This window comes from Bartonella sp. SL317, assembly GCF_059687655.1.
In genome coordinates this window covers 1,022,680-1,049,593 of the sequence record NZ_CM185144.1, presented here as the reverse complement: position 1 = coordinate 1,049,593, position 26,914 = coordinate 1,022,680, and the positions used below count along the sequence as shown (strand labels likewise).

Below are 26,914 nucleotides of genomic sequence, written 5' to 3'. Positions count from 1 at the left end.
TGTGAACATGGGGGAATGATATGCGTAAACAGCTAATGTTTCGGTTTTATGGGCTTGTTGTCTTGCTCTATCTTTCTGATATGGTGCTCTTCTTAAGTAACCTTTGGAATGCTTATCGCATAACATCTTCATCGGTTTTTCTAGGGATAACCATGGCTTTGGGAACCCTTACACCCACTCTTTTGAAAAAAAGTGGCCTCGTGCATATTAAAGCCTCGCTGCAATTGGGAGATTTATACAAAAGGCGGATTGTCATCTATAGCCTTCTTTTATTGATTTCTCTTTTTCATTATGTCGACTCTCCTTTTGGTTTTATTGTGGTCTCTATCTCGATCGGTTATCTCTCTTTGATCACCTTAAGTACGTTGGAAACTTATAATACGAAACTCGCGCTTAGTGGTTATATTAGTGCCCAAAAGGCTTCTCGCATTATGCAAACAGTAGTGCAGATTGGCGCCTTTTTGGGGGCAGCACTGAGCGGCTATCTCTTAGAAGCCACCAGCCCACGAGGAATAGCCCCTGAAATTGGCTATAATGGTTTGATTGCAGCCATTTGTGTGTTTGACGTTATCGTAAGCCTTGTGGCGGGATATGTTATCTTTCGCGATGAATATAGTACCGAGTGCACGACGAATGGCTTGTCCCCTGTCACCGATAAAGAACCAACGCTTATACCGCAAGCAGAGAGGCTTTCCCTAGAGCTTAAACTTTTATGCGTTTGTATAGGTTTTATTGGCTTTCACATTTGCGCCTATAATACACTGGCAACCATTCTTTTTCAGAGTGTGAAAAATTTTGGCTCTGAATATTATGGCCTGTGCAGCGCAGTTGCAGGTGTAGGCGCTTTTCTGGCTGCTTTTATCAAAATCCCGCGCTTTGAATTCATTTTTCCAGCTCTTATATTGTGTTTAGCTGATCTTATTTTCAGCACCACACAATCACCTTATTTGGCTGTAGTCTTTTGCTTTTTTATTGGCTTTTCAATGAATACCATGCGGATTAACGCCCGCAAACATATGATTGAAGCAACAAAAACAGAAACTCAAGCAGAGCTGGTGGGAAGCTATAGTGGCATGCTTTATACGCTCTCCCAATCGGCGGGTTATGTTATTCTTGGTCTTCTTACAAGCTCTGTCCTTATGGGGCCTCAAGCAGCCATTTACCTTCTTCCCCTTATCGGACTGATAATCTTTATTTATGTTCTTTTTCTTTCATTACAGCGGGCCAAAACATGAGCAAAACTATTCTTATTGTCGACCCTTTCTCCACAGGTGCCCTCTATGCCCCTGTCTTACAAAAATTAGGCTATACCTGTTACGGCGCTGTCTCTCAACCAGCACCTTTTTCACATTATATGCTCTCTTATCAGGGAGAAGGCATGGCAGAAGCAAAACTTCAGAGTGTCGATGAGATAAAACGGCGCTTTCCTGTCGGCACAATAGAAGCTGTTATAGCAGGTGCTGAGGTCAGTATTTATTGTGCAGAGCAATTGGCTGCTTATTACGGTTGTGCTGGAAATAACCCCTTGACCACCGATTGGCGGCGGAAAAAGGCAGCAATGCAAAGGCGGCTTTGTGAAAAGGGTTTATCCTATATTCGCTCAAAAATGCTTACAAAAGATGATTGTGCTCTTGATAATTTTGAAAGCTTCAGTGGCTATGTGGTAAAGCCAAACGATTCTGCTGGGAGCGATGGTGTTTTATTTTTCTCTAGCCGTGAGGAAGTGGCAACGTGGGTCTCTGAAATTGACTGGACGCAGAAAAATATTTTTGGTACACCTAACGAGGCTTATTTGCTCCAAGAAAGATTGGAGGGAGAAGAGTACATCGTAGATGCCGTTGTAAAGGGAGAAGCTATAAAGATATGCGCTTTATCGCGATATAAAAAGGGTATGCATAATGGAAGTGCCTTTGTTTATGAATCGCTTGATGTGCTTGATGTTCAAGATCCCCTTTATGCCCCTCTTATCTCTTATGCAAAACAGTGCATTTATGCAGTGGGAATTGAATATGGACCCGCGCATATGGAAATCATGCAAACCGCTCGCGGTCCAGTAATGATCGAAGTAGGAGCCCGCCTCCACGGAGGGATTGCTCCCACTTTGTTCGCACATTGCTATGAAGATGATTTACTTGAAAGCTCCGTTAATCTTATTGCGGGTGTGTTTTCGCAAACCCCAAGTCGTTTTAAGAAAAAAGGACGTATTATCTTTCTTATCAACAAGATTGATGGGCATATTATAAAAGATGTTAACCTGTGGAAGCAAAAACTTCATTCTTGGCAAAATGTGGTTCATTTTATGCTCTTTTTTAAAGAAAATGAGCCCCTTCCCCTAACCACCGATTTAAATACCTGCCCAGCCATTATAGCAATTTGTGGCCAGAGTGATAATGAATTATCAACTTTGGAAAGGATAATTCGTAGCAATTTTTTATAAAATACAACAATTGGGAGAAATACATGGATTCAGCCGTACAAATAATTAAGAATATAGACAAATATGAAAAATGGAAGCAAGGAATTGTTAAAAGAATTTGATACTATAATGAATAATAAAATTAAGGCCTTTTCCTTGTATATTCGGAATGAATGGATACCAAAAAGACATGCTGAGATTTGGATTCTACAAAAAGCTGACTGCAAAAGATATTATGGAAAACCTTATAAATTATTGCGATAATTATAAGAGCTTTGGAAAAAACACATCTTTTGTGGCATTCTAGGAACTCCCATACAAAGTATCAAAGCTTATAGAGAAAATTCTGGTCTATACTGAAAGATTTGAGAAGGCTTTACAACAGAGAATGCCTTTAGCTATTCATTTTTTATTATAAATACGCAGAAAAAGAATGCTGAATGTAAAAAAGTTGCATTTAAACCTTTAACAAAAATGATTAAAATTTAGATGAGATTACAAAGTGTACAATAAAATTTGTTCCAGCAACTTTAGACCTTTTAGGATAATTCATTTGTTCTATCTATATCACTAGGACTTTATTTTCATGACATCGTCTATCATTAAGTCAATATAATTGATTTATATATAATCTAGCGTTATTCAACTTGAATTAGAACCTTGAATACCGTAAGATTCTCTCATTTCAAATCTCTCTCGTGTTGAATCAATTAAAATCACTTGCTTGCACGTTACAAGCGGAGGAAGCTCGTGTGGACTAAAAAACGATTAAGAAAGAACTAAAAAGACCTCTTATGAAGATTAGATACCAATGACTGTCACAACATTCTAGGGCTAGCAAAGTGTGTGGTGGTACCGGCTTATTATTTCATAAGCGTAAAAATGGGAGTGCTCAGTAGATTGATCATTATACCATTCACAAACCGCCATCATGAAATGGATATGACGTGCTTTGAGAAATGTCTCTTAAAAACAAGCACGCGAATGTGCAAACTAATAGCGCTCTGTTCTTCGTGAAGGTTATACCCCCATTATCAAAGAGAGAGACATGTGCTTATTTTTCAAATTCTAACAGCACATACGTTTCGTACCTTATCCTTCCCATTAGAAGATGTTATGAGTTGAGAAGATAAAAAAATACATGGCATTGTCTCTCATACAGTGTATTTATATAAAAATTCTTCAGGATAGCAGTGTTGAAGAAGTGCCTTTTTTCGGAAAGATTATACAGCAGTTACGAAGAGAGCAAAAAGAAGAAATGCTGCTTTCTAGAACAGAGAGAAAGATTGATTATAATAATTTATTACGCTGAAAGCCGAATATTTATTCTAAAGTCGATGATTACATTGTAATGGAATGCGTTTTTGATATTCATAAAAGGGTAGAGAGTATGTTTCTTTTAGTTAAGGAAGATTATTAATCTTGCGAGAAATAAGAAAATACTTGTCAAGATTATTACAGATAAAGATTCTAATACATTATTGTAAAATTTAATAAAAGTTAGAAGATCGAAAAGTTCTTTAAATATCAAATTGAGATATCAGAATGGGAAATTTTAAAAAAGCTTATCCAGAATCTAACTTAGAGTTCATTGGAATTTTAGCAGTTCGGCTAGCTTTATCTCATGTTGCTCGAAAATTAGAAACCAATCTTGTTGTGGTTGGACTGAATCTAGAGGATTTACGAGCTGAAAGTTTTTATAACATCATAAGAGGAAAAAATATTTCTCCTTTTCCCGTGCGTGAAGTAGACGCTATTCGTATTTGTTATCCATTATATCGTTGTCCAAAACGTATTTTAGATGGCAGTTACCCGAAATATGCTTTAGAAAATTATTTGGCTAAAGATCGTAATATATATTGGAGAGCAGTTTCTTATTATTTGTCTCAATCTATGAGCGCAATATTACCTAGTATAGAATTCATGCTAATAGATGGCTTGCAAAAAATGAGCACTCGCAATGCATTTGAATTTTATGAAAAACTAGAGTTTAGTGCCAAACCACATTTAACAACAGAAGAGATTACAAAATGGCTTAACGCTTTATCTGGAAATGAGAAAAGTGTTGCGTAATTCTGTTTTTCTTATGATTTTGATTGGATCTTTGACAAGTTTTTGTGCTGGTAGTGTATTATCTATTGGCCTTTCTTTATTACAATTACAAGATACAACGGGAGAAGCATCTGCTACTTTAAATGTTGTTAATTTAATTGCCATTGGAATCGCAGGCTTATGTTTGGGAAATGTGTTAGCTCGCTATCAAGGTTTTATTATTGGATTTTATAGTCAAATTATTTGTGCTTGCTTATTGTCTTTCTTATTATTCATAAACAACCCAGTACTTATTTTATTTGTGTTTTTTTTACTCGCACTATTGATGGGAGTTGATAACCCAAATAATAACACTGCCTTGAATAAATTAATTCCAGACCCTAAACAAAAAGCTAATATTTTTGCATTTTACACGAGTTGCTGTCAGTTCTTTATTATTGTGTCTCCATTGCTTATATATTTTATAATTGCGCGTTTTGGCCATAAAATAGCTATAGCCTTTATTGTATTTGTTTATCTTTTAAATGCTGGTTTATGGTTTCATATAAAGTCTATACAACAAATAAATAGGATAAAAGAGCCATCGAAAGAAGCAACCCAAAGAGCTTATGGAGTTGGTTTTAAGTGCCTTTGGCGAATTTCTGCTTTGCGTTTTTTGACGATTAATCGTATTTTGAACAATTTTCTCTATACAGGGGCTATCGTTTTATTGCCATTGGTTCTTGCATCTATAACATCGGATAATATAAAATTTACAGCCATTCAAAATTCTGTTTTTGCTTTGTCGGCACTGGGTTTTGTAATTAATGGCTTCGTTTCATCCTATTATTTACGGAAATTCCCATCTTTAATTCGTTTCTTCGTATGGGGCGCACCAGCTTTTGCAATAATCGCAATTTCTTTCGCTTTATATTTAAATTTCACCCAATATTCTCTTTATATCATGGGCTTTTTATTAGGTATTGGACAATTTTATTTTAGGGTATCTGGGATAACAATTGGTCAAGCTGTTACACCTAGTGACAATTTAGCTGAGGTGATTTTGGTAGGTGATGCCAGCGTGCGTATTATAACAGCTTTATTTTCTATTATGCTTTTATATGCAGCAAACTTTTTTTCATTTTCTATATTATACAGCCTTTGTATATTCATAGGGTTTTGCGCACCTTTATTTATTTTACAAGGACTATCTATCTACTTAAAAGGTTTAGAAATAAAAGAAAATTCTGTGTGAACGATATTCAATTATTACGCTCCTTTTTTATGATTATAGTAAGAGATAAAAATTTTGTAGAAATACTCAATAACATTAATTTTAAATAAGCACATTGCGTGAGAAAAGCTGATGTGCTCGTTATCTCTGATACGGATAAAACACATTTAGTCTGTTAATCAGTAGAATTGCAAAGAGCCCTATGATCACCATTGTTTCTAAAAATTTATCAAAGGTTGGTGATTGGCAAAAATCCTTTAATAATATTGAAGAGATATTTTATGCCAGATCTAGTAATCTGAAGATCGGGAGAAGAGAATCCTAAAAATTGTAAAATGCGTGGAAATCCAATACCAGTTTTTATCTGGAGATAGATAATGATAAGCATAGATTGGCACGCTATAGTTAATTGCAAACAAAAAAACCTGCAAATTCTAGGCTTTTAGCTATACCATACTGAGCATAAACAAGTCCGTTTTAAGTCAATGGCGGAGAGAGAGGGATTTGAACCCTCGATAGAGTCACCCCTATGCCGCATTTCGAGTGCGGTGCTTTCAACCACTCAGCCACCTCTCCAATATTAAAGTGCGACAAAAATACGCACTATTTAAGTTAATTATAGTATACGAGGGGTAGATACCCTTCAATTGTTTTTGGTACAACCTTTTTTTCTTTTTTGTGGGACTTTATTGACAGAGAATAGAAATTCCTTCATATAAGTAGAATATAAGCGTGGGGAAATCTGCGCATGTTTGTGTTGAGGAAGGTTTTATCCTTCCTGAAGGGTGGTTACGACTGATAAAAAGCAGCCTATTTTCCCTTATTTCAAGGTAGAAAATAAGAGCTGGAGTGAACGGAAGGATAAAAAATGTTCGCAGTCATTAAAACCGGTGGTAAGCAATACCGCATTGTTGCTAACCAAGTGGTAAAAGTAGAAAAAGTAAATGGAAATGCGGGTGATGTTATTGAATTCAATGACGTATTAATAATTGGACAAGAGGGCAATGCGGTTATTGGTACACCCGTTGTTGCTGATGCGTTGGTGACAGCTGAGATTGTAGAACAAGCACGTGGGCGCAAGGTTATCGCATTTAAGAAGCGCCGTCGTCAAAATTCTAAACGGACACGTGGTCATCGTCAAGAATTTACAACACTGCGTGTTTTAGAAATTCTAATGGGTGGTTCAAAGCCTAAAAAAGCAGTAGTAAAACCCATAAAAGAGAAAGCAACTGCACAAAAAGAAACAAAAGCTGCTGTTATTGAGAAAAAAGATGAGAAAACAGCTGAAAAAAAGACAGCATCGCAGAAAAAAGCGACTGCAGCATCAAAGAGTAAGAAAGATTAAAGGAGAGCGCGTCTATGGCACATAAAAAAGCTGGTGGTTCATCGCGGAATGGTCGCGATTCAGAATCGAAACGTCTAGGCGTTAAGAAATTTGGTGGTGAAACCGTTATTGCTGGAAATATTATTATTCGTCAGCGTGGTACACGTTGGCATCCAGGTGACAATGTCGGCATTGGAAAAGATCATACGCTTTTTGCGCTATCAAATGGAAAGGTTTCTTTTCAACGGAAAGCTGGTAACCGTTCCTATGTTTCAGTTATTCCTATGGTGGAAGCAACAGAGTAATCTGAAGCATTTTCTCTAGAAATCAACTGGAATTTTATTGGGTTTTGTCATTTCGTTGAATTGAAATTGTGATTTTATGAACGTTAGAAGGGAAAGATAGAGTGTTATCTTTCCCTTTTTGCATTGGTACTCTAATAAATTTAGAGTACCAATGCAAAAAGTAGGATTGGGGAAGTAACTTTCTAAATAAGAGAGAAGGCTTGTGTGATATTTGCGCTGAAGGTATTAATATTATCATAAAATTTGTTGATAAACTTATATATGGTAATCGCGAAAAGAGACAGTCTTTTCTGATTTATTAAAGAGGAGTCTAGTGTTTTTTATAAGAGAGGCAATTTTTTCTGGAAATTATGATAAATTTAATGAAAACATTATTTATGCGATCATTTTGATAAAGAGAATTCTGTTTATCGGCATGTGTGCTGGTGATGGGGGCAGAATGTTTTTAGAGAGTAATAGGGCGGCGCGAGGCATTTCATTTAAAAAAGAAGGAATACAAATCTATAAGACTGAATGATTAAAGCTGCTTTGAAGGGAATATGGCGTTTCAGTCAATTGAGCGTAAAATTATATTTTTTAAGAGGACTGAAAACATAAAATAACCACTGTGCAATCAGTTATCTTCAAGAGTATTTTTTCTGACTCCACTATTTATTATGTATTGTTGAAAATTAATTAGCATAAGAGCTAAGGTTAAGGCGGTAATTGTTTTTCGTTTTTGTGCTTTATTTATCGAAATATCTAGAAAGTAAGATTACTTTATAAAGTTTTTCTTAGGTTTAGTGGTCGATGATGGTGTTTGAGGAATGTGCATATTTTGCAAATGTGCGACAGAGGGCATTATGTGTTTGCGATATTGATTGAAGCAAAGGATTAGCTTAAAATGTATCAATGTTATATGATGGAGGATTTAGTATCATAGGATGAGTTGCACGAAATTTTAAGGATAGTAAGTTGTGTGGGGCAATTTTTAATGGTGTAATAAATTTATAAAAGGGGATCACTAGGTAAAATCAACTTGGAGGAAGGGTTAAAGTGTTAGCTGAAGTTATAAGTGATTGTGGAGAATGCTTTCTTATAAAGAGAATAATGACAAGTTATATTGAATAATTTGGGAAGAGAGCATTTTAAAAACATAGTTTTTCAGGTGATTGGGGCTGTAAAAATCGAGGTTTTGTCTTTGTAAAGTAGGAGTGAAGAAGCAGATTTTCTGATGATGGTTTTAAGCAACCTACGCAATTGTAATATCTAATCGTTTTATCGGTTATATTAGGGTATTTAGGAAGCTCATTTAGCAGTATTCCGTCAAATACAAGAGAGCTATAGCGATGTTTATAGCTTGTATTTTGAGAAGTGTAGCTTTGAAAAGGAATTTATCAGAGGTGTTCGTGTTCAAATGTGAGGCGATTTGAATGCATGATGAGATGTGAGAAAGTAGAAATAATGAATGTAGATTTTACCCAGAGTGAAATCTTGTCTATAAGATCTGTAAAACTTGCAGCTGCTTTTGACCATAAAAATGATGCGATCTCAGCTGCTGCTGAATTGCTTGTACAGGTTGGTGCAGTTGACAAATGTTATCTGGCAAGCATGCTCGCACGTGAAGAAACGACCAATACCTGGCTTGGAAATGGTATAGCCATTCCTCATGGATTGGTTGAAAATAGTGATTTAATCATCAAAGATGCTGTTGCTGTTATACAAGTTCCTGCTGGTGTTGAGTGGCAAGATGGAAAGAAAGCACATTTGGTTATTGCCATTGCAGCGTCTCCAGATCGCTATAGAGAAATTTGCAAAAAGTTGACATCTCTTTTATTTGATACAAAACAGCTTGAACTACTTGCAACAACTACGGACAAACAGCAAATTATTACAACTCTGTTTGATCAAGATATGCAGAAAGAAAAAACTTTTATTGGTGATCTTTCGGTGTGTCAGGAATGGATTTTAGATTATCCAAGTGGTCTTCATGCACGACCAGCTTCTATTTGGGTTGATTTTGCGAAAAAGATTCAAAACTCTATCAGAGTTCGTCATGGTCTATATGCCGTTGAAATGAAAAACTTGGTCGGTTTATTGCAATTAGGAGCAAAAAATGGTGATGTTCTAATTTTTTCTACAGATGCTGCAGAAGGAGCACAACTTCTCAATGATGCCATTGCCATTGTGAAAAAAGTAAGTATTCGTGAGAAATGCGTGGAGAGAGAAATTGAATCTCAAACAAAGGCCTTTCATGGTTGGTATCCACGCTCCATGCAAAAAGGTATTTCTGGTGTTGGAGCAAGTTCAGGATTAGCGTTTGGTAAAATTTTTGTTTTAAGGCAAAATGATATTTCCATAATAGACCAGCCAATTGATTTTGCAGTTGGTACAGCATGTCTTGAAAATGCGCTTACAAAAACAAAACATAAAATGGCATCTGTAATTTCTGATATTACAATGCGTATGGGTGCGGATTCTGCTGCGATTTTTTCTGCGCAAATGGTTTTGCTTGAAGATGAAAATCTCATAGCTCAAGCTTGTCGTTTTATAGCAGAAGGTCATGGTGTTGCTTGGTCTTGGGATAAAGCAGTTCAGCAGTTTTCAAATATGTTTTCTAAAGTAGATAATCCTTTGTTAGCAGCACGCGCAGTTAATTTAATTGATGTTGGTCGTCGTGTTTTAGGGGAAATAAATCCATCCTATAGAACATTCTTTTTAAATGATATTCCAAGTGGTGTTATTCTGGTTACAAACGATCTTTCTCCTTCTGATATTGCACAACTTGATTGTAAAAAAATAAAAGGATTAGCAACAGCATGGGGAGGTCCACTCTCTCATACAGCTATTTTGGCACGTACTCTTGATATTCCGATGGTTGTGGCTACAGGTGATGATATTTTAGAGGTTCAGCCTGATATTCAAGCTATTATTGATGGTGATAACGGGTTCATTTACCTTGATCCTACGCTTGAAGATGTTGAAGATGTTCAAAGGCATCTTGATACTGTTGTACAAAAACGTTTCAGTGAGATAAGTACGTTTAGAACACCAATGCAAACGACAGATGGTCAAAGAATTCGTATCATGGCTAATGTCAATCATGCAACTCAGGTTCCTGCTGCACTTGATTTGGGAGCCGAAGGTGTAGGACTCATGCGCACAGAGTTTTTATTTTTAGAGAATCCACATATTCCGGATGAGGAGATCCAATTTGATATATATCGGGCGATGATTGCAGCCGTAGGAGATAAGCCATTAATTATTCGTGCGCTCGATATTGGTGGAGATAAACAGGTTACGCATTTACATTTATCTAAAGAAGACAATCCTTTTTTAGGTGTTCGAGGAATGCGGCTTTTGTTACGTCGGCGTGATCTTTTAGTGCCTCAACTACGTGCTTTGTACAGAGCTGCAAAAGAGGTCGGAGATCTATGGATTGTATTTCCGATGGTGATGTCTGTTTCAGAGATTGTTACTATAAAAAAAATTGCAGAAGAAATCCGCAATGATATTGATGCTCCAAAATTAAAACTTGGTATTATGGTTGAAGTTCCAGCTGCAGCCATTATGGCAGATGTGTTGAGCGCTCATGTTGATTTTTTTTCAATTGGGACCAACGATTTAACGCAGTATACAATGGCTGTTGATCGGCAAAATCCGTACCTTGTGTCTGAGGCTGATAGCCTTGATCCAGCAGTTTTACGTATGATTTATCAGACTATTCAGGGAGCAGCACAACATAAATGTTGGGTTAGTGTATGTGGTGGTATGGCTGGAGATCCTTTTGGTGCAATGATTTTGACTGGATTGGGAATTAATGAACTCTCTATGATACCTTGCGATATTTCTTCAGTAAAAGCGTGTTTACAGACTCATAGTTTTGAAGAGATGAAAATTTTAGCACAAAAAGCACTACAATGTGAAACAGCACGAGCTGTACGCACTCTAAGCAAGGATATCCGGTGGTAAAGAATGTGAGGAGGAAAGAACTTGCTTATGTGCAAAATCATCAGATCTTTAGTATTGTAAGACTATTTGTCTTTGGGAGCGATTACAGGCAACATATAAATTTATAATGATAAATTATCGTTTTATATAATGAGAGCCTCGAATTTGGCTTAAATTCATAAAAATCATCCTTTTATACTTTATAAGTACGATTAAAGTGAGGATAAAAGCACTTTAATAAAGAATAAATACCTTTTTCATAGATTTTCTTAAATAACAAAAGTTGTTGCAACAATTGGCGTTGGTAAATAGCGTGATAATGCTATCCAATAGATTTTATCTCATTCATAAACATCGTTATGAGCATCATAATTGTTATGGGATGAATGTGACAAGAATTAAAAAATGTTTTTTAAAATAAATGCGTGAATGAACAAGATAATAGTATTTTATTTTTTGTCTGTAAATCAACATCTCAATTTAGAGTACTCACCCATATTTGAGATAGGTTGTTAAGGCAATTTAATACTTTCTCTACTGTTATTGGTTTTTGTATGGCTAAATGGGGGAGAGTATATTCTATATCTCTGTTTGTATAATCTCTAAAGTAAGCGGACAACCTAATTTGGAAAGAATATGAAAACCTAAAGATGCAAACTAACATCTCTTTATCATCATATCTTAATTCGACTTTACGGCTTTCAAAAGTGTCCCATATCTTTTAAATGATGGAAATTACCCATTTCCTCATGCTTTTATTTTCACATTTTTCATGAGGATACATCTTTCACGTAAAACAAAACGCCATTAGATGGCTTATTCACAGGCTTGTTTTAAAGAAATATTAGTACATCCAAGCCCCTTCACATCGAAACTGCTAAATGGTCAATCCATTCACCTCTTTATGCTTCATAAAAGAGCAAGTTCACACCATTACTACTTATTTTACAATCCCCCCAATGTTTTATAACAGCTCTTGTTAGTTAATAAAATTTATAAGAGGTATTTATTCTCTCTTAAACGTTTTTTTACATACTATCCTTGCTGATGATGCATGGGCATGTGATTTTAATTCATTCAATATGAAGAAGGGTATGAGAAGAAAACTTTACACCAGTTGAAGATATAACAATGTAAAAAATAAGTTATCATTATAAATTAAATTTTTTCTATAAAATGAAACCTAAAAGTGATGAAGCAGGTAGCTCTTATTTTAAGAGAGCAATTTGTAATGAGATTTGTCGTGTTTAAGGATCCTCATTCTTAAGGTAAAAAGGAGATTGAAAATAATTGTTATTGAGATGAAATTTATTATTTAGATGCAGCAATTTTAATGTTAGAGATATAAGAAGTTCATAGCGTTATTATTCTATTTTATTGTTGGGGCAATCAATAGTAATAAACAGGACAGATTTAATTATTTTATTGTACAGAAAACATGCACTGTATGTCAATTTTAAGCAGTGTTCTTTCAATAAAGCAGAAAGTTTTTCAGTCAGCATGAAAGTTTATGATTTGATAACACTCTTTTTACTTTCATTATTGTACAGGCCTATCCACGGAAAAAGTTTTTTTAAAAAAGACAGGATGTGTTTGTTATTCAACAAATATGTGCTCTTATTTAATCAATAGATTTGAATTTCGAATTTTGAATGTATATTTAGGCTTGCACGTTATTTCTTTCTGGGTATAGTGCAAGACTTCTGGAGAGGTGGCCGAGTGGTTGAAGGCGCACGCCTGGAACGCGTGTATATGGGAAACCATATCGAGGGTTCGAATCCCTCTCTCTCCGCCAAATTTAACTAAAATGATATGGTAGCCTACCAGTGTAGCTTGCCAGCGGGTTTTGTATATTTTGCCACTAGGTTTTGTACCAATTTATTTTTTTTCACATGATTTTTAAGGGGTTCTCAAAGGGTCTTCAAAGGCCTTTCAAAGGATGTTTTAAGATTCGTAATTGTTTGTGAGAATCGATGGTTTTTTTCTTCTCAATCATCGGATCATCATTTTGAGCTCAAGCAGATATTTCTGAGAGATGAGTATGATCTGTTAAATCACTAAAGCATGTAAAGTCAGATTGGAAAGCAAGAGGGACGATTCCTGTTGGACCATGGCGTTGCTTGGCTATGATAACCTCAGCTTTGCCCTTGGCTTGCTCCATTGCCTCTTTCCATTTGTGATATTCAAGCGTGCCTTCTTGGGGCTCTTCATTGTTGAGATAATATTCTTCACGATAAACAAACAACACAATATCGGCATCTTGCTCAATTGAACCTGATTCCCGTAAGTCAGACAGTTGTGGACGTTTATCTGTACGGTTTTCAACTTGTCGTGATAATTGTGAAAGCGCAATGATGGGAATATTGAGTTCTTTTGCAAGTGCTTTAAGCCCCATAGTGATGGCTGTAATCTCTTGAACGCGGTTTTCTAAAGAACGCTTTGAACCGCTTGTCATCAGTTGGATATAATCAATGATCAAAACATCTAGACCATGTTGTCGTTTAAGACGCCTTGCACGCGCAGCCAATTGTGCAAGGGATACAGCCCCCGTTTGATCAATATAAAGAGGAATGGTTTGAAGGGAACGCGTCATATGAACAATGTTTATAAACTGATCATCAGAAAGATTCCCCCGCCGTATATCAGAAGAAGAAACCTTCGTTTGTTCTGAGATAATGCGGGTTGCAAGCTGTTCTGTTGACATTTCAAGAGAGAAGAAACCAACAATCCCCCCTTCACCTTCTTTTGTGTTGCTATCACGCTTGCAAGCATTGGCAATGTTAAAAGCAATATTGGTTGCAAGGGACGTTTTCCCCATACCGGGGCGCCCTGCTAGAATAATCAAATCAGATGCTTGCAACCCACCCATTTTCGCATCAAGACTTTTAATATGGGTTGCCATACCAGAAAGCTTTGAAGAACGCTGTTTCGCAGCACTTGCCATGTTAAGTGCCTTTGTAATGGCGGTATTAAACTTTTCAAAACCACCCCCATATTTGCCTTTTTCGGCTAATGCAAACAACTGATTTTCAATCGCTTCAATTTGTTGTAAAGGACTAAGTTCTAGAGGAGCATCAAAAGATCTATTCACAATTTGAGTGCCAAGGTTAATTAAAGAGCGGCGAATAAACAGATCATAAATGACCTGTCCATACTCTTGAGTATTGATGATTGTGACTGCTTCTTTGGCTAAACGCACCACATAATTAAAGACTGTGATATCTCCAACTTTCTCATCATTTGCAATAAAGGGCTTCATGGTAATGGGATCTGCAACTTTTCCCTTTTGAACAATTTGTGAGATGATATCAAAAAGCCTTTGATGAAGGGCTTCAAAAAAATGTTCTGCTTTGAGAAAATCAGCAACGCTCTCAAGCGCATTATTATTGATCATGATTGCCCCAAGCAAAGCTTGTTCTGCTTCAATATTATGGAGCAGTTGCCGAAAAGAAGAGGCAAAAGTATCTCTTGGGTTTTCTGCTTCTAACACATTTAATTTTCTCATGCCTCTTTTCCTTGATTTGGTGCCTCAAAGGTGATTTCTGTGGTGTATCCGCTTTGCTTTTCATAGCGATGGGTCACCGTTGCCGCATGCCATGGACCATTGATTTCTCTACGGAACCCTTGCAATAGCAGTGGTTGACCCGCCATGATCTCAGGGCGCCCCTCAAGGCTTACAGAACCACTGCCCATCGCGCGGCAAAGACGTTCCGACTCAGAGGCTGCTGCTGCTTGTGCTTGGCTCTCACAAGGGTAGCAGGTTCGTAGACGGCGAATGGGCCCCATATACCCCGTGCGATGTTTGACAGAATGCTGTTGCCCTTTTGCGCGATCAAAATAAGAGGCTTCAATGGTGCCGTATTGGGTACGCGGCTCGAGACTAAATTCCCAATGGGAACAATCCTGTTGATGAATTGTCTGGAGGGGAAGATTGTCCCCGCTTAAAAATAAAAACTTATTGTCTTTGATCAAAAAACGCGCCTGCATCCGATCAGCAAGGCGGGTTAAAAAATCAATCGCCGATTGATCCGTGCGCACCACATAAGGCAAGGTTTGTTTGGTAAATTGGGGACTAACCTTTGCTTGATAGCCATGACGTTTGGCAAGGGTCTCAACAATCTTGCCAACGGTTTGATGGTCAAAATGTTCGCTCACCTGTTCTTTGATCTCCGCACGCATGGAAGCGCTTTTGCCACAAAGGCGTAAAATCTCTCCATCACTGCCCCCACAACTGATCACCGATTCGACAACAAAACGCCCCATAAAGGCACGAATGCTGTTCTCATAACCAAAGGTGACTTGGAGTGTGCTACCCGCTGCTGGAACTTCTAAATCATTGCCGCTATCATCAAATTCTGCTTCAAAGCTATCGGCTTCATTACTCGTATTATCCGTGATGGTTGCCGTTAAAAGACGCTGGTAAAAAACCTCATGAACAAGTTTCTCCCCCACCCTTACCTCAATAAAGGGATATGTGCGCATTAATCCCATAGCCGTTTGACCACACTGTTCTTTTCGCATGAGACAAATTCAGGCAAAAAGACTTTTAAGCCCCGCGGTAAAAAAGCCCCATATCCCGCAATCTCTGGATTAGCCTCCAGCGTGGCTTCTAAATAGCCTTTTAATAAACCCGCTTGCCGCCGGTCTCCTAAAACAGACAAGGCATGGTGATAACAAATCAGATCTAAACTCATATCCTCAAGCTCGACCACAAACTGCTTTGCGGGAATCTTCATGGGGTGTCCTCCTCTTGCCCCTCTTGGTATTGCCCTATTTGATATTGACCTTGCGGTTTTCCCCAATCAAAAAACGGTAACAGGCTTATGGAATAGCGAATGCGCCCCGATTGACCAGAACGGTTAATGTAATCATGGTCTTTACGAATATGGGTAATCACGACTAAACCATGCATCAAAGCACTGTAGCTATCATCACGCATCCAACGGATCATCTGAACGGGCTTGGCTCTTCGAATTGTTCTGGTGATAGCATCAATAGCCGCACGGTCTCCAAACTCTTCTGGAAACAATACCCCGTGGATGGTTTTGGGATCATTGCCATAGCCGGTAAATTGCAAACTAGGGGAACGGCCAAAACGTTCTAAGCAAACCCATGAAGCAGAAAACTCTTCCTCAAAAGATTGAAAATTTAACCAGTCCACATAAAATTGATGCGGTCCTAACATCAGCAAAGGATCTTGCATTCCCCTCTTCCCCTCATTCTATTCCCCCTCATTTTGTTCTCTCCATTACTCTGTTCCGCCGTGCAAGGCATTGGCTCCTGCCCGTTGCAAAGCATGACGAACCGCATAACCTGTTGCAACAGGATCACGTGCGCCATTGACATGCACCGTGACATTTTGATTGTGCGTGATGGGGACGCGCTCTTTCTCTCGCCGCTCTGTGAGAGGGGCATTGCCATGCCCTGCGCTTGCAAATTGCACAAGTGCTTGGATAGACGTTTTGCCTCCCAAAAAACTTGGTCGCATAGTTTATACAACCTATCGCGATGAAAATATAAAACTCCCCCCTGAAGATATAGCGGAACTCGCGGCGGAACTTTATAAAAAACTGCAAGAGTTAATTCAAGACATCAACGACACGGAAGAAGTCGAGCTGACCTTGCCTCTTCTAAAATTACATTTAAAGCGTCAAATCGAAGCTGAAAGAGCACACTTAAAAGCACACCAAAATTCCATCTAAAACATCATTTAAAATGAAAAATTACTATGAAAATCTTTTTTGCTTTTTGGTCATTTTAGGTTGATTTTAGAGTTGGCTTCACATCTTATTGGATTTTTTTCAAAGGGTCTTCAAAGCGGTTTTCTGGGCTTTCAAAGACTTTTTAAAAATCTTCAAAGGATTTTCAAAGACCTTTCAAAGCTTTCTCTCATTATTTACGCTCAAATTCCGATTTTCGCTCTTTTTTAGAATTTTTTGCAATTTCCGGTGTAAAAATTGATTTTGACAAAACACGCATTTAATGCTAAATTTTATACATAAAAACAATAAATTATCACGTATTCCTAACTAATCCCACTTAGTACAAAACCTAGTGTCAAACTACAATACCAATCCATTTTTTCAAAAGATTTTAAAAAAAACCTAAGAAGGTCAAGACTTTTCAAAGCTTTTTGCCCTTTATTCTAATAAATTCTCATTTTGATAGTTTTTATCCTTTTTTAATTTTCTATGACCAAAATTCAATTTAGACCGTAGGGAAACGCAGAGTAACATAGAGAGTTATCTCATATTTCTCTCTCACTTTACCTTTGCTTAATTCGTACAGAATCTATGATCAAATTATATTTATTTTTCACGTCTTGCTTGAATATGAGCGAGCAACCCTAATGTTGAACTATCGCGATTATCCGCTTTACTTTCGCCACGAAGAATGGGGAGTAATTCATTTGCTAATTCTTTACCGAGTTCAACACCCCATTGATCAAATGAATTAATATTCATTAAAATACCTTCAACAAAGATACGATGCTCATAAAGCGCAATGAGACGACCAAGTGTAAAAGGTGTTAATAAATCTTGAACCAGCATCATACTGGGACGGTTTCCTTTAAAACTTCTATGAAGTGCTAAATGATCTGCTTCACGCTCATCAACACCATTTTTTATCAATATATGGCGCGCGTCTTCAATACTACGACCCTTCATCAAAGCCTTTGATTGTGCTAAACAATTTGCCAGCAATATTTCATACATAGAATGTAAATTTTTCTCATGCCCTTTTATAAATAAAATAAACTCTACTGGAACAACATCTGTTCCTTGATGCAGAAGCTGAAAGAAAGCATGCTGGCTATTTGTTCCAGAATCACCCCAAACGATTGGACCACTTGAAAAATTTAATGGTTTTCCATCCAACGAAACTTGTTTACCATTTGATTCCATATCAAGTTGTTGTAAATAAGCTGGAAAATGTATTAAACGCTGTGCATAGGGAATGATAGAGCGTGATGAATAACCACAAATAACACGATGCCAAAAACCTAAAAGAGCAAAGCGAATAGGAATATTTTTATGCAAAGGCATGGTTTTAAAATGCTGGTCCATTTGCAAAGCACCATTGAGAAATTGGCGAAAATTTTGCCCTCCTATTGCAAACATTACAATAAGTCCAATAGCAGACCAAATTGAATAACGGCCTCCAACCCAATTCCAAAATTTAAAAACTCTTGTGGAATCTATGCCAAATTCGGCCACTTTATCAAGCGCACTCGAGATAGCAACAAAATGTGTATGAATAGCTTCTTCCCCTAAATGTGAACGAATCCATTGACGAGCAACTCGAGCATTCGCCATTGTTTCAGCCGTTGTAAAAGTTTTAGAAGAAATGATAAACAGTGTTGTTGCCGGATTTAAAATGGAGAGAGTATCAGAAATATGAGCGCTGTCAGCATTAGAAACAAAATGACAACGTGGACCATCATGATAAGGTTTTAAAGCATATGTAACCATTGAAGGACCAAGATCAGAACCACCAATACCAATGTTGACAATATCACTTATTTTCTCTCCACAACTTCCCTTATAACTTCCATCACGAACCTTTTCAGCAAATCTTTCCATATCCTCAAGAACATCTTGAATATCACGAATGAGATCATGACCATCCAACATGAAAATTTCATCAGCCGGTAAACGTAATGCAATATGAAGAACGGAGCGTTTTTCAGTTGTATTAATGGCTTTACCCGAAAACATAGCATCACGCCGCCCCAATACGTCTGCTGCAACAGCTAACTCATCAAGAAGCTGTAATGTTTTAAATGTTACACCACATTTTGAAAAATCAAAAAGAAGATCATCAAGCCTTAGAGAAAAATGGGAAAAACGCTGGTCATCTGCTAAAAAATGCCGACGAATATCATAGACCCCATCCTCTGCAGCATGCCTCCTTAAAGCTTTTAATACGGCTTCAAAAGCCTTTTCATCTCGAATCGAAAAGCTATCTCCCATAAGCTTATCCTATACGGTTATTGATAATGAAATCTAGGCCCAAACAATAATAAAGTAAAAAGTGTCTCCTTGATTGCTCGCTCTTTTCACTGCTCACACAAAAAATGAAGGAACGTAAAAGTAAAAAAACAAGATCCGAAAATGATATTTTTTACAAGAATAAACATTCAAATTTTTTTCTACTCGAACTATCATTTAACTTGATTAAGTTCTTGTGCTAAGCGCAAATCTTCTTCTACTTTTGATCTTATAAAACGCCCTAAAAAAAGATAAACAACCGGTGTGACATAAAGCGTAAAAACCGTTGCTAAACCTAAACCACCAACGATCACCCAACCTAAAGCTACACGCGCTTCTGCACCAGCCCCTTTAGCTAAAACCAAAGGGACACCCCCTAAAATGGCACAAATCATTGTCATAAAAACTGGACGCAGACGAATATTTGCTGCCTCTTCCACAGCTTCACGCACACTTCTTCCCTGATCACGTAATTTATCTGCAAATTCAACAATCAGAATACCATTTTTTGCCATAATACCAATTAACAAAATTAACCCAATTTGACTGTAAATATTAAGACTCACACCACTTAAGAGCATAGCAATTACAGCACAACCAATCCCTAATGGCACAATAGCCATAATAATGAATCCTGAAATAAAGCTTTCAAACTGAGCCGCTAAAATGAGTAAAATAATCAAAAAGGCAATGCCAAAAACAATCATAAAACTGGAAGATGTTTCGTTAAGCGTTTCGGCTTCCCCTAAGGGAACAATGTAAGTTCCTTTCGATAACAAAGGAGAAGCAATGTTCTGTACAGCTTGGTAAGCTTCCCCTAAAGCAATACCTTGAGCAAGATTTGAGCTTAAAATAACAGCACTCATGCGCTTTTCCCGTTTTAATTGGGGAGCGATAGCTTTTTCATGCAAACGCGCAATAACCGATAAAGGAATATATCGATTGTCTTTGGTCTTTAAAAAAATATTTTCTAAATCGCTAGGACTCTTCATAGAATTTTTACGCGATATCAATTTAACATCGTAAGAATGATTATCCACATTAATGGAACCAATCTTTTTACCATCCAACATTGCTTGTAATGTATCGCCCAAATTGGTGATATCAATCCCTAAATCAGAGGCTTTTTTTCGATTGATTTCAATAAAAAATTGCGGTTGTTTAGCATCAACAGTAAGACGTGGACGAATAAAACGTGAATCAGCTTGTAAAGCATGTACCAACTTATCAGCAACGGGTTGTAATGCTGCATAATCATCGCCTAGAATGGCAAATTGTAACCCTTGCCCCGTTCCTCTCACACCTAGAGAGTTTCCCTGCGCTGCAAACACAAAAACTGCCGGAAATTGTCGAACCTTTTCATTAATATCGTTTACAATTTCTTGCTGAGAGCGTACACGTTTATCCCAAGGTGAAAGTTTTAAAATCAAAAAAGCAGTATTGGGTGCACCACCAATACCCACGATAGAGTAACTGCCAGAAATTTCACCCGCATCACGTAATGGCTGAAAACTTTCTTCAATTTTCTCTATCTGTTTGTTCAAATATTCTGCTGAAATACCTTGTGGCCCATTAATGACCAAAAAGATGAGAGCTCTGTCTTCTGCTGGTGTTAATTCTTGTTGCAACTTCGTATAGCCTCCAACGCAAAGAGCTGCAAAAACAAGTGAAGCAACAACAACAGCCCAAGGCTTTTCTAAACACTTATGCAAAGTGTAAGTATATGCCTCATGAAGCAGAGAACCCCATTTATATAAAAAAGCCAAATAATGGGTCTTTTCCTCTGTCTCCTCAACATATTCTTTGAGAAAACGTGAAGCCAACATAGGACAAAGCGTTAAGGCAACAATTGCAGAAAGCAAAATAGCAATTGCTAAAACAAACCCAAATTCTCTAAAGAGTCCTCCAACTTGTCCAGGAAGAAAGGAGATAGGCACAAATACGGCCACTAAAGTCAATGTTGTTGCAATAACAGCAAAAAAGACTTCACGGGTTCCTAACACTGCAGCAGCTCTAACACCTATCCCCATATTGCGCCGTCGAACAATATTTTCCAGAACCACAATGGCATCATCGACAACAAGCCCTGTTGCCAAAACAAGCCCTAAAAATGTGAGAATATTTAATGAAAACCCTACAAGATAAATAGCTGCAATAGTACCAATCAAAGCGACTGGAAGAGATACAGCAGGGATCAGCGTTACACGAATATCTCTGAGAAAAAGAAAAATAACCAAGATAACGCTTAAAATAGCAATGATCAACGCAACCTCAACCTCATGAAGTGCGCTTTTAATAAAAGTCGCATCGTCATTTACAACTTCTATATGTACGGAAGAAGGCAGTATATTTTTGAGATTATCGACAACGGCTCTCACACCTTCAGAAATATCAAGAGTATTGGATTGAGCTTTACGTACAATACCTAATCCAACCCCTGTTTTTCCGTTGATACGAAGAATAACGTCTTCTATATCCGGTGATAAAGTAACATGCGCAACATCACGAAGATGTACATGAGGCTTTAAAACAACTTGTTCAAAAGCTTCTGGTGTTGTTAAACGCGCAGTAGCACGGACAACTAAAGTTTGCTTCGAATTGCGTATTGACCCTACTGGAACATCTGTTTTCATATCAGCAAGAACACGTGAAATATCTGCGACAGTTAATCCATAACTTGCAAGTTTTGCTTGATCTATATCAATCTGAAAAATCTTTTTGCGAGCATTATCAACCTGTACATCACCAACGCCATCAACAGCAGAAACCGCATCAACAATCTTATCGTCTACAATCATTGTTAAATCATCAATACTCATTGTTGGTGATGTCACAGCCAAATACATCATGGCAGCAGCATTCGAATCTGCTTTAATGATCAAAGGAGCATCCGCATCCTTAGGTAAAGAATAAGTAACGCGAGATAGAGCATCACGGATATCAGATGCTGCTACATTCAAATCAACGCCAACATTAAAATTAATTTGTACATAGGAGCTTCCAAAAGAAGATGTTGAAGAAATCGTCTTAACACCTGAAACACGAGAAACAGCATCTTCTATAATTTTTGTTACTTCACGATCAATTGTCTCTGCCGACGCACCAGAAAACAGTGTCACAATTGTTGTTACAGGCGTATCAACATCGGGTAACTCTCTAATATCAACATTCAACCATGCTGCAAATCCTGCAATGATGATCAGCGCATTTAAAACAAAAGTAAAAACCGGTCTGCGAATGAATAAGGCAATGAGACCACCTTGTTCCGCCTGTGACATTGGCTGTTTTGTGCTCAACTCTTGGCTCATTGTATATCCGTTCTATAAACTGCTGATAATTTCTGTTGATGGGATTTTGAATCATCATTTGGGTTATCAATAGTTACTTTACTTCCTGGATAAAGCGTTTGTACCCCTTGAATAACAACTTTATCACCATCTTCTAGAGAAGCTTTTACAAAAACTTGATCTGCTTTATGCTGAATAATTGATACAGGTATCGACTCTACTTTTCCATCTCTCACACGCCAAACGAATGACCCTTTACTGTTCCATTGAATCGCAAGAGGATTAACAACAGGGAAAGAACCATCATGAAATTGCAGAACAATAGAAAAGGACATACCAGACATGAGCGTATCTTTTTCATTATTGATTTCAACCTGAACATGAAGTGTACGACTTTCTGGATCAACGACATTATCAATCGCATAAATATGACCAACAAAAGATTTATCTGGTTGCGCAGTTAATATTGCCGTTACCTCATCTCCTTTATGAAGGCGTGATACATATCGCTCAGGAGCCCATATATCGACTAAAATACGTTCTCTATTCTCAATACGGCCAATGACCGTGTTAAGGGTCACGTTATTTCCCACATCAATAGGTAAAATACCGACAACTCCAGAGATTGGTGCACGAATTGTTCGCCGGTCGAGATCAACCTCAGCATTCCGTAAAACCAAATTTGCATTATCTAACTCTAAGCGTGCCGTAATTTCTTGAACTTCTGTTGCTGTATGACTAGCTCGTAATTTAAGAATGCGCGAAAGCGTTAATGCATCATTATCTCGTTGTACTTTTGCTTTTGCAGCCGCTATTTCCTCTTTTTTAGAATCAAGCTTCGCAATCATATCACCTACTTTTACTTTTGCACCGGCTGACACAAAAAATTTATCAATAACACCTGGCGATAAAGGGGTAAGCTCGACTTCTTCAAGTGCTTGTCCACTTCCTAAAACGTTAAGGTGTTCATAAAAGTCTTCAGTTTTTACAAAATCAACGACAACATTCGTCGGTGGTCTTCCCGTTTCTCCCTTTGAAGCTTTATACGATACACTTGTTTTATCCGCCATAGAAATAGGTTGTTTTGCACTCTGTTTCCCAGCCCAATAAGTAACCATTAAAATGATAATAAAAAATACCAATGGAAAGATCTTTTTTAATGACGCCATACATTCACCCTCACTGTGTCATATTGATCTGAAATAGTTTTCAACAGTAATATCGGCGTTTTACAAAAAAACCAAACAGCAGGTACATATTTACCCCCCGCTGTAAAAAAACATATCTCACCCTTGCTTGACTATCTTTCATAGAAAAAAACGTCAAGTTAACTATCGTTCATATTGCTTTATACGATCAAAAAAATAAAGTGGTCTGATCAAAAATCCAACTAAAACCATAATCTATCATGCTCTTTCTAAAAATATTTCATAGAAAAAGATATTTTTTTGATTATAATTTAAGTTTCACTTGCATTTCTTTAATGAAACGATTAGGAACCCTTGTGTCTTAGACAATGTAGAAAATCGAAGTGTATGCACCCGTAGCTCAGCTGGATAGAGCACCAGACTACGAATCTGGGGGTCAGGAGTTCGAATCTCTTCGGGTGCGCCATCTATAAATAAATTCAGTATCTTAACTTAGAAATTCGAACCCTTTGGGTTTATTTTTTGCTTATCTTTGATCTTTTTATAGCCTTTCTTTCTTCTATTAATTGAGTCGTTTCTTTAAAAATTTTGATAGAATGAGATGTTATGCGACCTTCAATTCAATCCAAAGATGCTTTTATTAGCACTAATTGTAGCGATTGTGTGCATTGGTCATATACTGTTGCTTTCTTTTCTTAATTTATGTGCCTGTTTTAAAGCTCTTCTGGATTATATTTCTTGATCCGTTGATAATTTTTACAGGCTTATTTTGACCTTTTCCATCAATGAATATTTCTAAATATTTTATTTCTTTCTGATCGTCCTATTTTAAAGTGGTCTTCAGATGTGCTGTCATAAATTCCGGTTTACCACTCTATAAAACTTTTTCAGCGTATGGCTTGAAATAACAAATAAACGACTTCTCAAACGCAGTACCATAAAACACTTATGATATCCATTAATGTCAGCAACACTTTTTCTAAAATAAAAAAATCTTTTCGAGATATTTTTATTGAATGAAATACTCAACATATTCTTACTGTTTAAAACAAATAACTTTAAAATTATTTGTTTATCATCATGATTTAAACTTTAAAATCAGATATCCTAGAACACCTTTTAGAGAATCTTTGCTCTTCTAACACAATCCTCTTTAACAAAACTTCTAGAGTTGACGTAATTCTTGATATATAAAAAGCTGAGAATAAAAAGTGTAACAATACCGCTTGCGTAAAAAATTCTTAAATTAATTACCCAAAAACTTGGCTTCGAATGTTCATCATGGGCTGCTGATATTGAAGAATGATATTAGGCTTGCTAATAAATTATCAATAATTAGAACGCAGAGTTTTTTCCAAAAAAAACGATAAAACTCTTCTTGCGTTCTTTTAGGATTATCTCTTGCACAGCATATCATCGACCTTTATGATATCTTGCACCTTCTATTCTCTATGCGTTCTTCTCATTAATTCATAGAATGTAGATATCAACTATTAATAAAAGTTTAGTTTAAAGAATTTTTCCATGCCTCAAACAGATATTGAAATTGCTCGCACTGCTAAAAAGAAACATATTACTGAAATTGCACAAAAAATTGGCATTTCACATGAAAATCTCATTCCCTATGGCCATGATAAAGCTAAAATTGCGTCCTCCTACATAAAATCGCTCAATAAAAATCCAGATGGTAAACTTATCCTCGTCACAGCTATCAATCCTACACCTGCTGGAGAAGGAAAAACAACAACAACCGTTGGACTGAGTGATGCTCTTAACCTCATCGGAAAAAAAACAATAGCTACTTTGAGAGAACCGTCTTTAGGACCCTGTTTTGGTGTAAAAGGTGGGGCTGCTGGTGGTGGTTATGCGCAAGTCATCCCAATGGATGACCTTAATTTGCATTTTACCGGTGATTTTCATGCTATTACGGCGGCTCATAATCTTCTTGCTGCAATGATCGATAATCATATCTATTGGGGAAATACTCTCAACATTGATCCACGTCGCATTGTTTGGAAACGCGTTCTTGATATGAATGACCGTGCATTGCGCGATATTGTCATTTCATTGGGAGGCATAACAAATGGTTTTCCGCGCCAAACAGGTTTTGATATTACTGTTGCATCAGAAATTATGGCACTTCTTTGCCTTTCTGAAAATTTAGAAAACCTTACACAAAGGCTTAAAAAAATTATTGTTGCCTATCGTTATGACAAAACACCCGTGACAGTGGCTGATCTCAATGCGGAAGGTGCCATGGCCGTTCTTCTTAAAGATGCTATACAACCCAATCTTGTACAAACAATTGAAAATAATCCTGTTCTTGTTCATGGAGGACCTTTTGCCAATATTGCTCATGGTTGTAACTCCGTTATAGCAACAAAAACCGCTTTAAAACTTGCGGATTATGTTGTCACAGAGGCAGGATTTGGAGCTGATCTTGGAGCAGAAAAGTTTTTCAACATTAAATGTCGACAAGCAGGTCTTGTACCAAATGCAACAGTAATTGTTGCAACGATTCGTGCATTAAAAATGAATGGTGGTGTGGATAAAAATAATCTGACAGAAGAAAATATTACCGCTTTAGAAAAGGGAGCAGCGAATCTTTTACGACATATCCAAAATATGAAGCTCTACGGTATCCCTTGTGTTGTCGCAATTAATCATTTCAACAGCGATAGCGATGCTGAAATAAGAACATTACAAAAAATAGTTACCACAACTGGACACAAAGCGATTATTTGTAGGCATTGGGAACAAGGTGGAAAAGGCGCTGTAGAACTTGCACAAGAACTCGTTGACTTAATTGAAAAACAAGATTCTCATTTTCAAGTTCTCTATCAAGATGATATTCCCCTTATTCAAAAAATTAATTGTGTTATAACAAAACTATATGGCGGGCGTGGCGCTATCATCTCAACTCCTATTCTTAAGCAACTTGAATCTTGGGAAAAAGAAGGTTTTGGCACTTACCCTATTTGTATGGCAAAAACACCTTATTCTTTTTCTGCTGATCCCAAGCAATATGGTGCACCTGTTGATTTTGAAATTCCTGTACGAGAGGTTCGTCTCTGTGCGGGAGCTGGTTTTATTGTTGTTATTTGTGGAGATGTTATGACGATGCCCGGTTTACCGCATTATCCTACTGCTGAAAAAATTTATCTTGACAAAAATGATCAAATACAAGGACTTTCATAAGTTTATAACCGTTAACTCTATCATTCACTATAACAAACCTTTTATTGCAA

At 37.1% G+C, this 26,914-nt stretch carries 18 protein-coding genes, 3 tRNA genes and 1 pseudogene; 13 read left to right on the top strand and 9 right to left on the bottom strand.

Features of this window, described 5'->3' with window-relative positions; all coding sequences use genetic code 11:
- Positions 1-20 precede the first annotated feature (20 nt).
- From AC6ER9_RS04740 to AC6ER9_RS04720, 5 genes are all read left to right on the top strand, one after another.
- Positions 21-1,235, top strand: coding sequence for an MFS transporter (locus AC6ER9_RS04740; RefSeq protein ID WP_497075216.1), 1,215 nt, complete (start codon positions 21-23; stop codon positions 1,233-1,235).
- Positions 1,232-2,437: an ATP-grasp domain-containing protein gene (locus AC6ER9_RS04735; RefSeq protein ID WP_497075215.1), complete on the top strand. Its 1,206-nt coding sequence runs from the start codon at positions 1,232-1,234 to the stop codon at positions 2,435-2,437. Before AC6ER9_RS04740 ends, AC6ER9_RS04735 begins: the two co-directional genes overlap by 4 nt.
- A 148-nt stretch (positions 2,438-2,585) precedes the next feature.
- Positions 2,586-2,723, top strand: a complete 138-nt coding sequence (locus tag AC6ER9_RS04730; RefSeq protein ID WP_497075214.1) for a hypothetical protein — start codon at positions 2,586-2,588, stop codon at positions 2,721-2,723.
- Between the two features lie 1,238 nt (positions 2,724-3,961).
- Positions 3,962-4,489, top strand: coding sequence for a hypothetical protein (locus AC6ER9_RS04725; RefSeq protein ID WP_497075213.1), 528 nt, complete (start codon positions 3,962-3,964; stop codon positions 4,487-4,489).
- Positions 4,479-5,702 carry an MFS transporter gene (locus AC6ER9_RS04720; protein ID WP_497075212.1) on the top strand — a complete coding sequence of 408 codons (1,224 nt, stop codon included), beginning with the start codon at positions 4,479-4,481 and terminating at the stop codon, positions 5,700-5,702. The genes AC6ER9_RS04725 and AC6ER9_RS04720 overlap by 11 nt, the downstream gene beginning before the upstream one ends.
- A 465-nt stretch (positions 5,703-6,167) precedes the next feature.
- Here AC6ER9_RS04720 and AC6ER9_RS04715 read toward each other — a convergent pair.
- Positions 6,168-6,257, bottom strand: a tRNA-Ser gene (locus tag AC6ER9_RS04715).
- Between the two features lie 292 nt (positions 6,258-6,549).
- On the opposite strand from AC6ER9_RS04715, the gene rplU reads away from it, so the two are divergent.
- The 5 genes from rplU (at position 6,550) to AC6ER9_RS04690 (ending at position 13,035) form a co-directional block, all read left to right on the top strand.
- Positions 6,550-7,026 (top strand): 50S ribosomal protein L21, encoded by a 477-nt coding sequence (rplU, locus tag AC6ER9_RS04710; RefSeq protein ID WP_497075211.1) that lies wholly within the window; start codon positions 6,550-6,552, stop codon positions 7,024-7,026.
- Positions 7,027-7,040: 14 nt separating this feature from the next.
- Positions 7,041-7,310: a 50S ribosomal protein L27 gene (rpmA, locus tag AC6ER9_RS04705; protein WP_497075210.1), complete on the top strand. Its 270-nt coding sequence runs from the start codon at positions 7,041-7,043 to the stop codon at positions 7,308-7,310.
- A 313-nt stretch (positions 7,311-7,623) separates the two neighbouring features.
- Entirely contained in the window at positions 7,624-7,827 is a 204-nt protein-coding gene (locus AC6ER9_RS04700; protein WP_497075209.1) for a hypothetical protein, read from the top strand.
- Positions 7,828-8,753: 926 nt separating this feature from the next.
- Entirely contained in the window at positions 8,754-11,261 is a 2,508-nt protein-coding gene (gene ptsP, locus AC6ER9_RS04695) for a phosphoenolpyruvate--protein phosphotransferase (protein WP_497075279.1), read from the top strand.
- A 1,684-nt stretch (positions 11,262-12,945) separates the two neighbouring features.
- Positions 12,946-13,035: transfer RNA gene (locus tag AC6ER9_RS04690), tRNA-Ser, on the top strand.
- 219 nt (positions 13,036-13,254) lie between these two features.
- On the opposite strand, the gene AC6ER9_RS04685 is transcribed toward AC6ER9_RS04690, so the two are convergent.
- From AC6ER9_RS04685 to AC6ER9_RS04665, 5 genes are read right to left on the bottom strand one after another with little or no spacing between them, the layout of a single operon-like run.
- Entirely contained in the window at positions 13,255-14,745 is a 1,491-nt protein-coding gene (locus AC6ER9_RS04685; protein WP_497075208.1) for a replicative DNA helicase, read from the bottom strand.
- Complete coding sequence (locus AC6ER9_RS04680; protein ID WP_497075278.1) at positions 14,742-15,722, bottom strand: phage late control D family protein; 981 nt, start codon at positions 15,720-15,722, stop codon at positions 14,742-14,744. Before AC6ER9_RS04680 ends, AC6ER9_RS04685 begins: the two co-directional genes overlap by 4 nt.
- On the bottom strand, positions 15,722-15,976 hold the full coding sequence (locus tag AC6ER9_RS04675) for a tail protein X (RefSeq protein ID WP_497074126.1): 255 nt from the start codon (positions 15,974-15,976) through the stop codon (positions 15,722-15,724). The genes AC6ER9_RS04680 and AC6ER9_RS04675 overlap by 1 nt, the downstream gene beginning before the upstream one ends.
- On the bottom strand, positions 15,973-16,443 hold the full coding sequence (locus tag AC6ER9_RS04670) for a phage tail protein (protein WP_497075207.1): 471 nt from the start codon (positions 16,441-16,443) through the stop codon (positions 15,973-15,975). Before AC6ER9_RS04670 ends, AC6ER9_RS04675 begins: the two co-directional genes overlap by 4 nt.
- A gap of 45 nt (positions 16,444-16,488) precedes the next feature.
- Entirely contained in the window at positions 16,489-16,713 is a 225-nt protein-coding gene (locus AC6ER9_RS04665; RefSeq protein ID WP_497075206.1) for a hypothetical protein, read from the bottom strand.
- Between AC6ER9_RS04665 and AC6ER9_RS04660 the strand changes: the two are divergent.
- Positions 16,712-16,942 (top strand): annotated as a pseudogene (locus tag AC6ER9_RS04660) (helix-turn-helix domain-containing protein); the annotation flags it as partial. The gene AC6ER9_RS04665 and the pseudogene AC6ER9_RS04660 sit on opposite strands and share 2 nt — an antisense overlap.
- A gap of 606 nt (positions 16,943-17,548) precedes the next feature.
- Here the strand turns inward: AC6ER9_RS04660 and pgi are convergent.
- From pgi to AC6ER9_RS04645, 3 genes are all read right to left on the bottom strand, one after another.
- Positions 17,549-19,213: a glucose-6-phosphate isomerase gene (gene pgi, locus AC6ER9_RS04655; protein ID WP_497075205.1), complete on the bottom strand. Its 1,665-nt coding sequence runs from the start codon at positions 19,211-19,213 to the stop codon at positions 17,549-17,551.
- Positions 19,214-19,404: 191 nt separating this feature from the next.
- Positions 19,405-22,539: an efflux RND transporter permease subunit gene (locus AC6ER9_RS04650; RefSeq protein ID WP_497075204.1), complete on the bottom strand. Its 3,135-nt coding sequence runs from the start codon at positions 22,537-22,539 to the stop codon at positions 19,405-19,407.
- Positions 22,536-23,687: an efflux RND transporter periplasmic adaptor subunit gene (locus tag AC6ER9_RS04645; RefSeq protein WP_497075203.1), complete on the bottom strand. Its 1,152-nt coding sequence runs from the start codon at positions 23,685-23,687 to the stop codon at positions 22,536-22,538. Before AC6ER9_RS04645 ends, AC6ER9_RS04650 begins: the two co-directional genes overlap by 4 nt.
- Positions 23,688-24,055: 368 nt before the next feature.
- Between AC6ER9_RS04645 and AC6ER9_RS04640 the strand changes: the two genes are divergently transcribed.
- A tRNA-Arg gene (locus tag AC6ER9_RS04640) sits at positions 24,056-24,132 on the top strand.
- Between the two features lie 1,058 nt (positions 24,133-25,190).
- On the top strand, positions 25,191-26,864 hold the full coding sequence (locus tag AC6ER9_RS04635) for a formate--tetrahydrofolate ligase (protein ID WP_497075202.1): 1,674 nt from the start codon (positions 25,191-25,193) through the stop codon (positions 26,862-26,864).
- Positions 26,865-26,914 lie beyond the last annotated feature (50 nt).

What these genes read in the sequence shown, in the direction of transcription:
- AC6ER9_RS04730 (WP_497075214.1), top strand. Translation starts at nt 2,586, where the DNA reads ATGAATGGATACCAAAAAGACATGCTGAGATTTGGATTCTACAAAAAG.
- AC6ER9_RS04645 (WP_497075203.1), bottom strand. Translation starts at nt 23,687, where the DNA reads ATGGCGTCATTAAAAAAGATCTTTCCATTGGTATTTTTTATTATCATT.
- AC6ER9_RS04735 (WP_497075215.1), top strand. Translation starts at nt 1,232, where the DNA reads ATGAGCAAAACTATTCTTATTGTCGACCCTTTCTCCACAGGTGCCCTC.
- AC6ER9_RS04685 (WP_497075208.1), bottom strand. Translation starts at nt 14,745, where the DNA reads ATGAGAAAATTAAATGTGTTAGAAGCAGAAAACCCAAGAGATACTTTT.
- AC6ER9_RS04725 (WP_497075213.1), top strand. Translation starts at nt 3,962, where the DNA reads ATGGGAAATTTTAAAAAAGCTTATCCAGAATCTAACTTAGAGTTCATT.
- AC6ER9_RS04650 (WP_497075204.1), bottom strand. Translation starts at nt 22,539, where the DNA reads ATGAGCCAAGAGTTGAGCACAAAACAGCCAATGTCACAGGCGGAACAA.
- pgi (WP_497075205.1), bottom strand. Translation starts at nt 19,213, where the DNA reads ATGGGAGATAGCTTTTCGATTCGAGATGAAAAGGCTTTTGAAGCCGTA.
- AC6ER9_RS04675 (WP_497074126.1), bottom strand. Translation starts at nt 15,976, where the DNA reads ATGAAGATTCCCGCAAAGCAGTTTGTGGTCGAGCTTGAGGATATGAGT.
- AC6ER9_RS04680 (WP_497075278.1), bottom strand. Translation starts at nt 15,722, where the DNA reads ATGCGCACATATCCCTTTATTGAGGTAAGGGTGGGGGAGAAACTTGTT.
- rplU (WP_497075211.1), top strand. Translation starts at nt 6,550, where the DNA reads ATGTTCGCAGTCATTAAAACCGGTGGTAAGCAATACCGCATTGTTGCT.
- AC6ER9_RS04635 (WP_497075202.1), top strand. Translation starts at nt 25,191, where the DNA reads ATGCCTCAAACAGATATTGAAATTGCTCGCACTGCTAAAAAGAAACAT.
- ptsP (WP_497075279.1), top strand. Translation starts at nt 8,754, where the DNA reads ATGAATGTAGATTTTACCCAGAGTGAAATCTTGTCTATAAGATCTGTA.
- rpmA (WP_497075210.1), top strand. Translation starts at nt 7,041, where the DNA reads ATGGCACATAAAAAAGCTGGTGGTTCATCGCGGAATGGTCGCGATTCA.
- AC6ER9_RS04670 (WP_497075207.1), bottom strand. Translation starts at nt 16,443, where the DNA reads ATGCAAGATCCTTTGCTGATGTTAGGACCGCATCAATTTTATGTGGAC.
- AC6ER9_RS04740 (WP_497075216.1), top strand. Translation starts at nt 21, where the DNA reads ATGCGTAAACAGCTAATGTTTCGGTTTTATGGGCTTGTTGTCTTGCTC.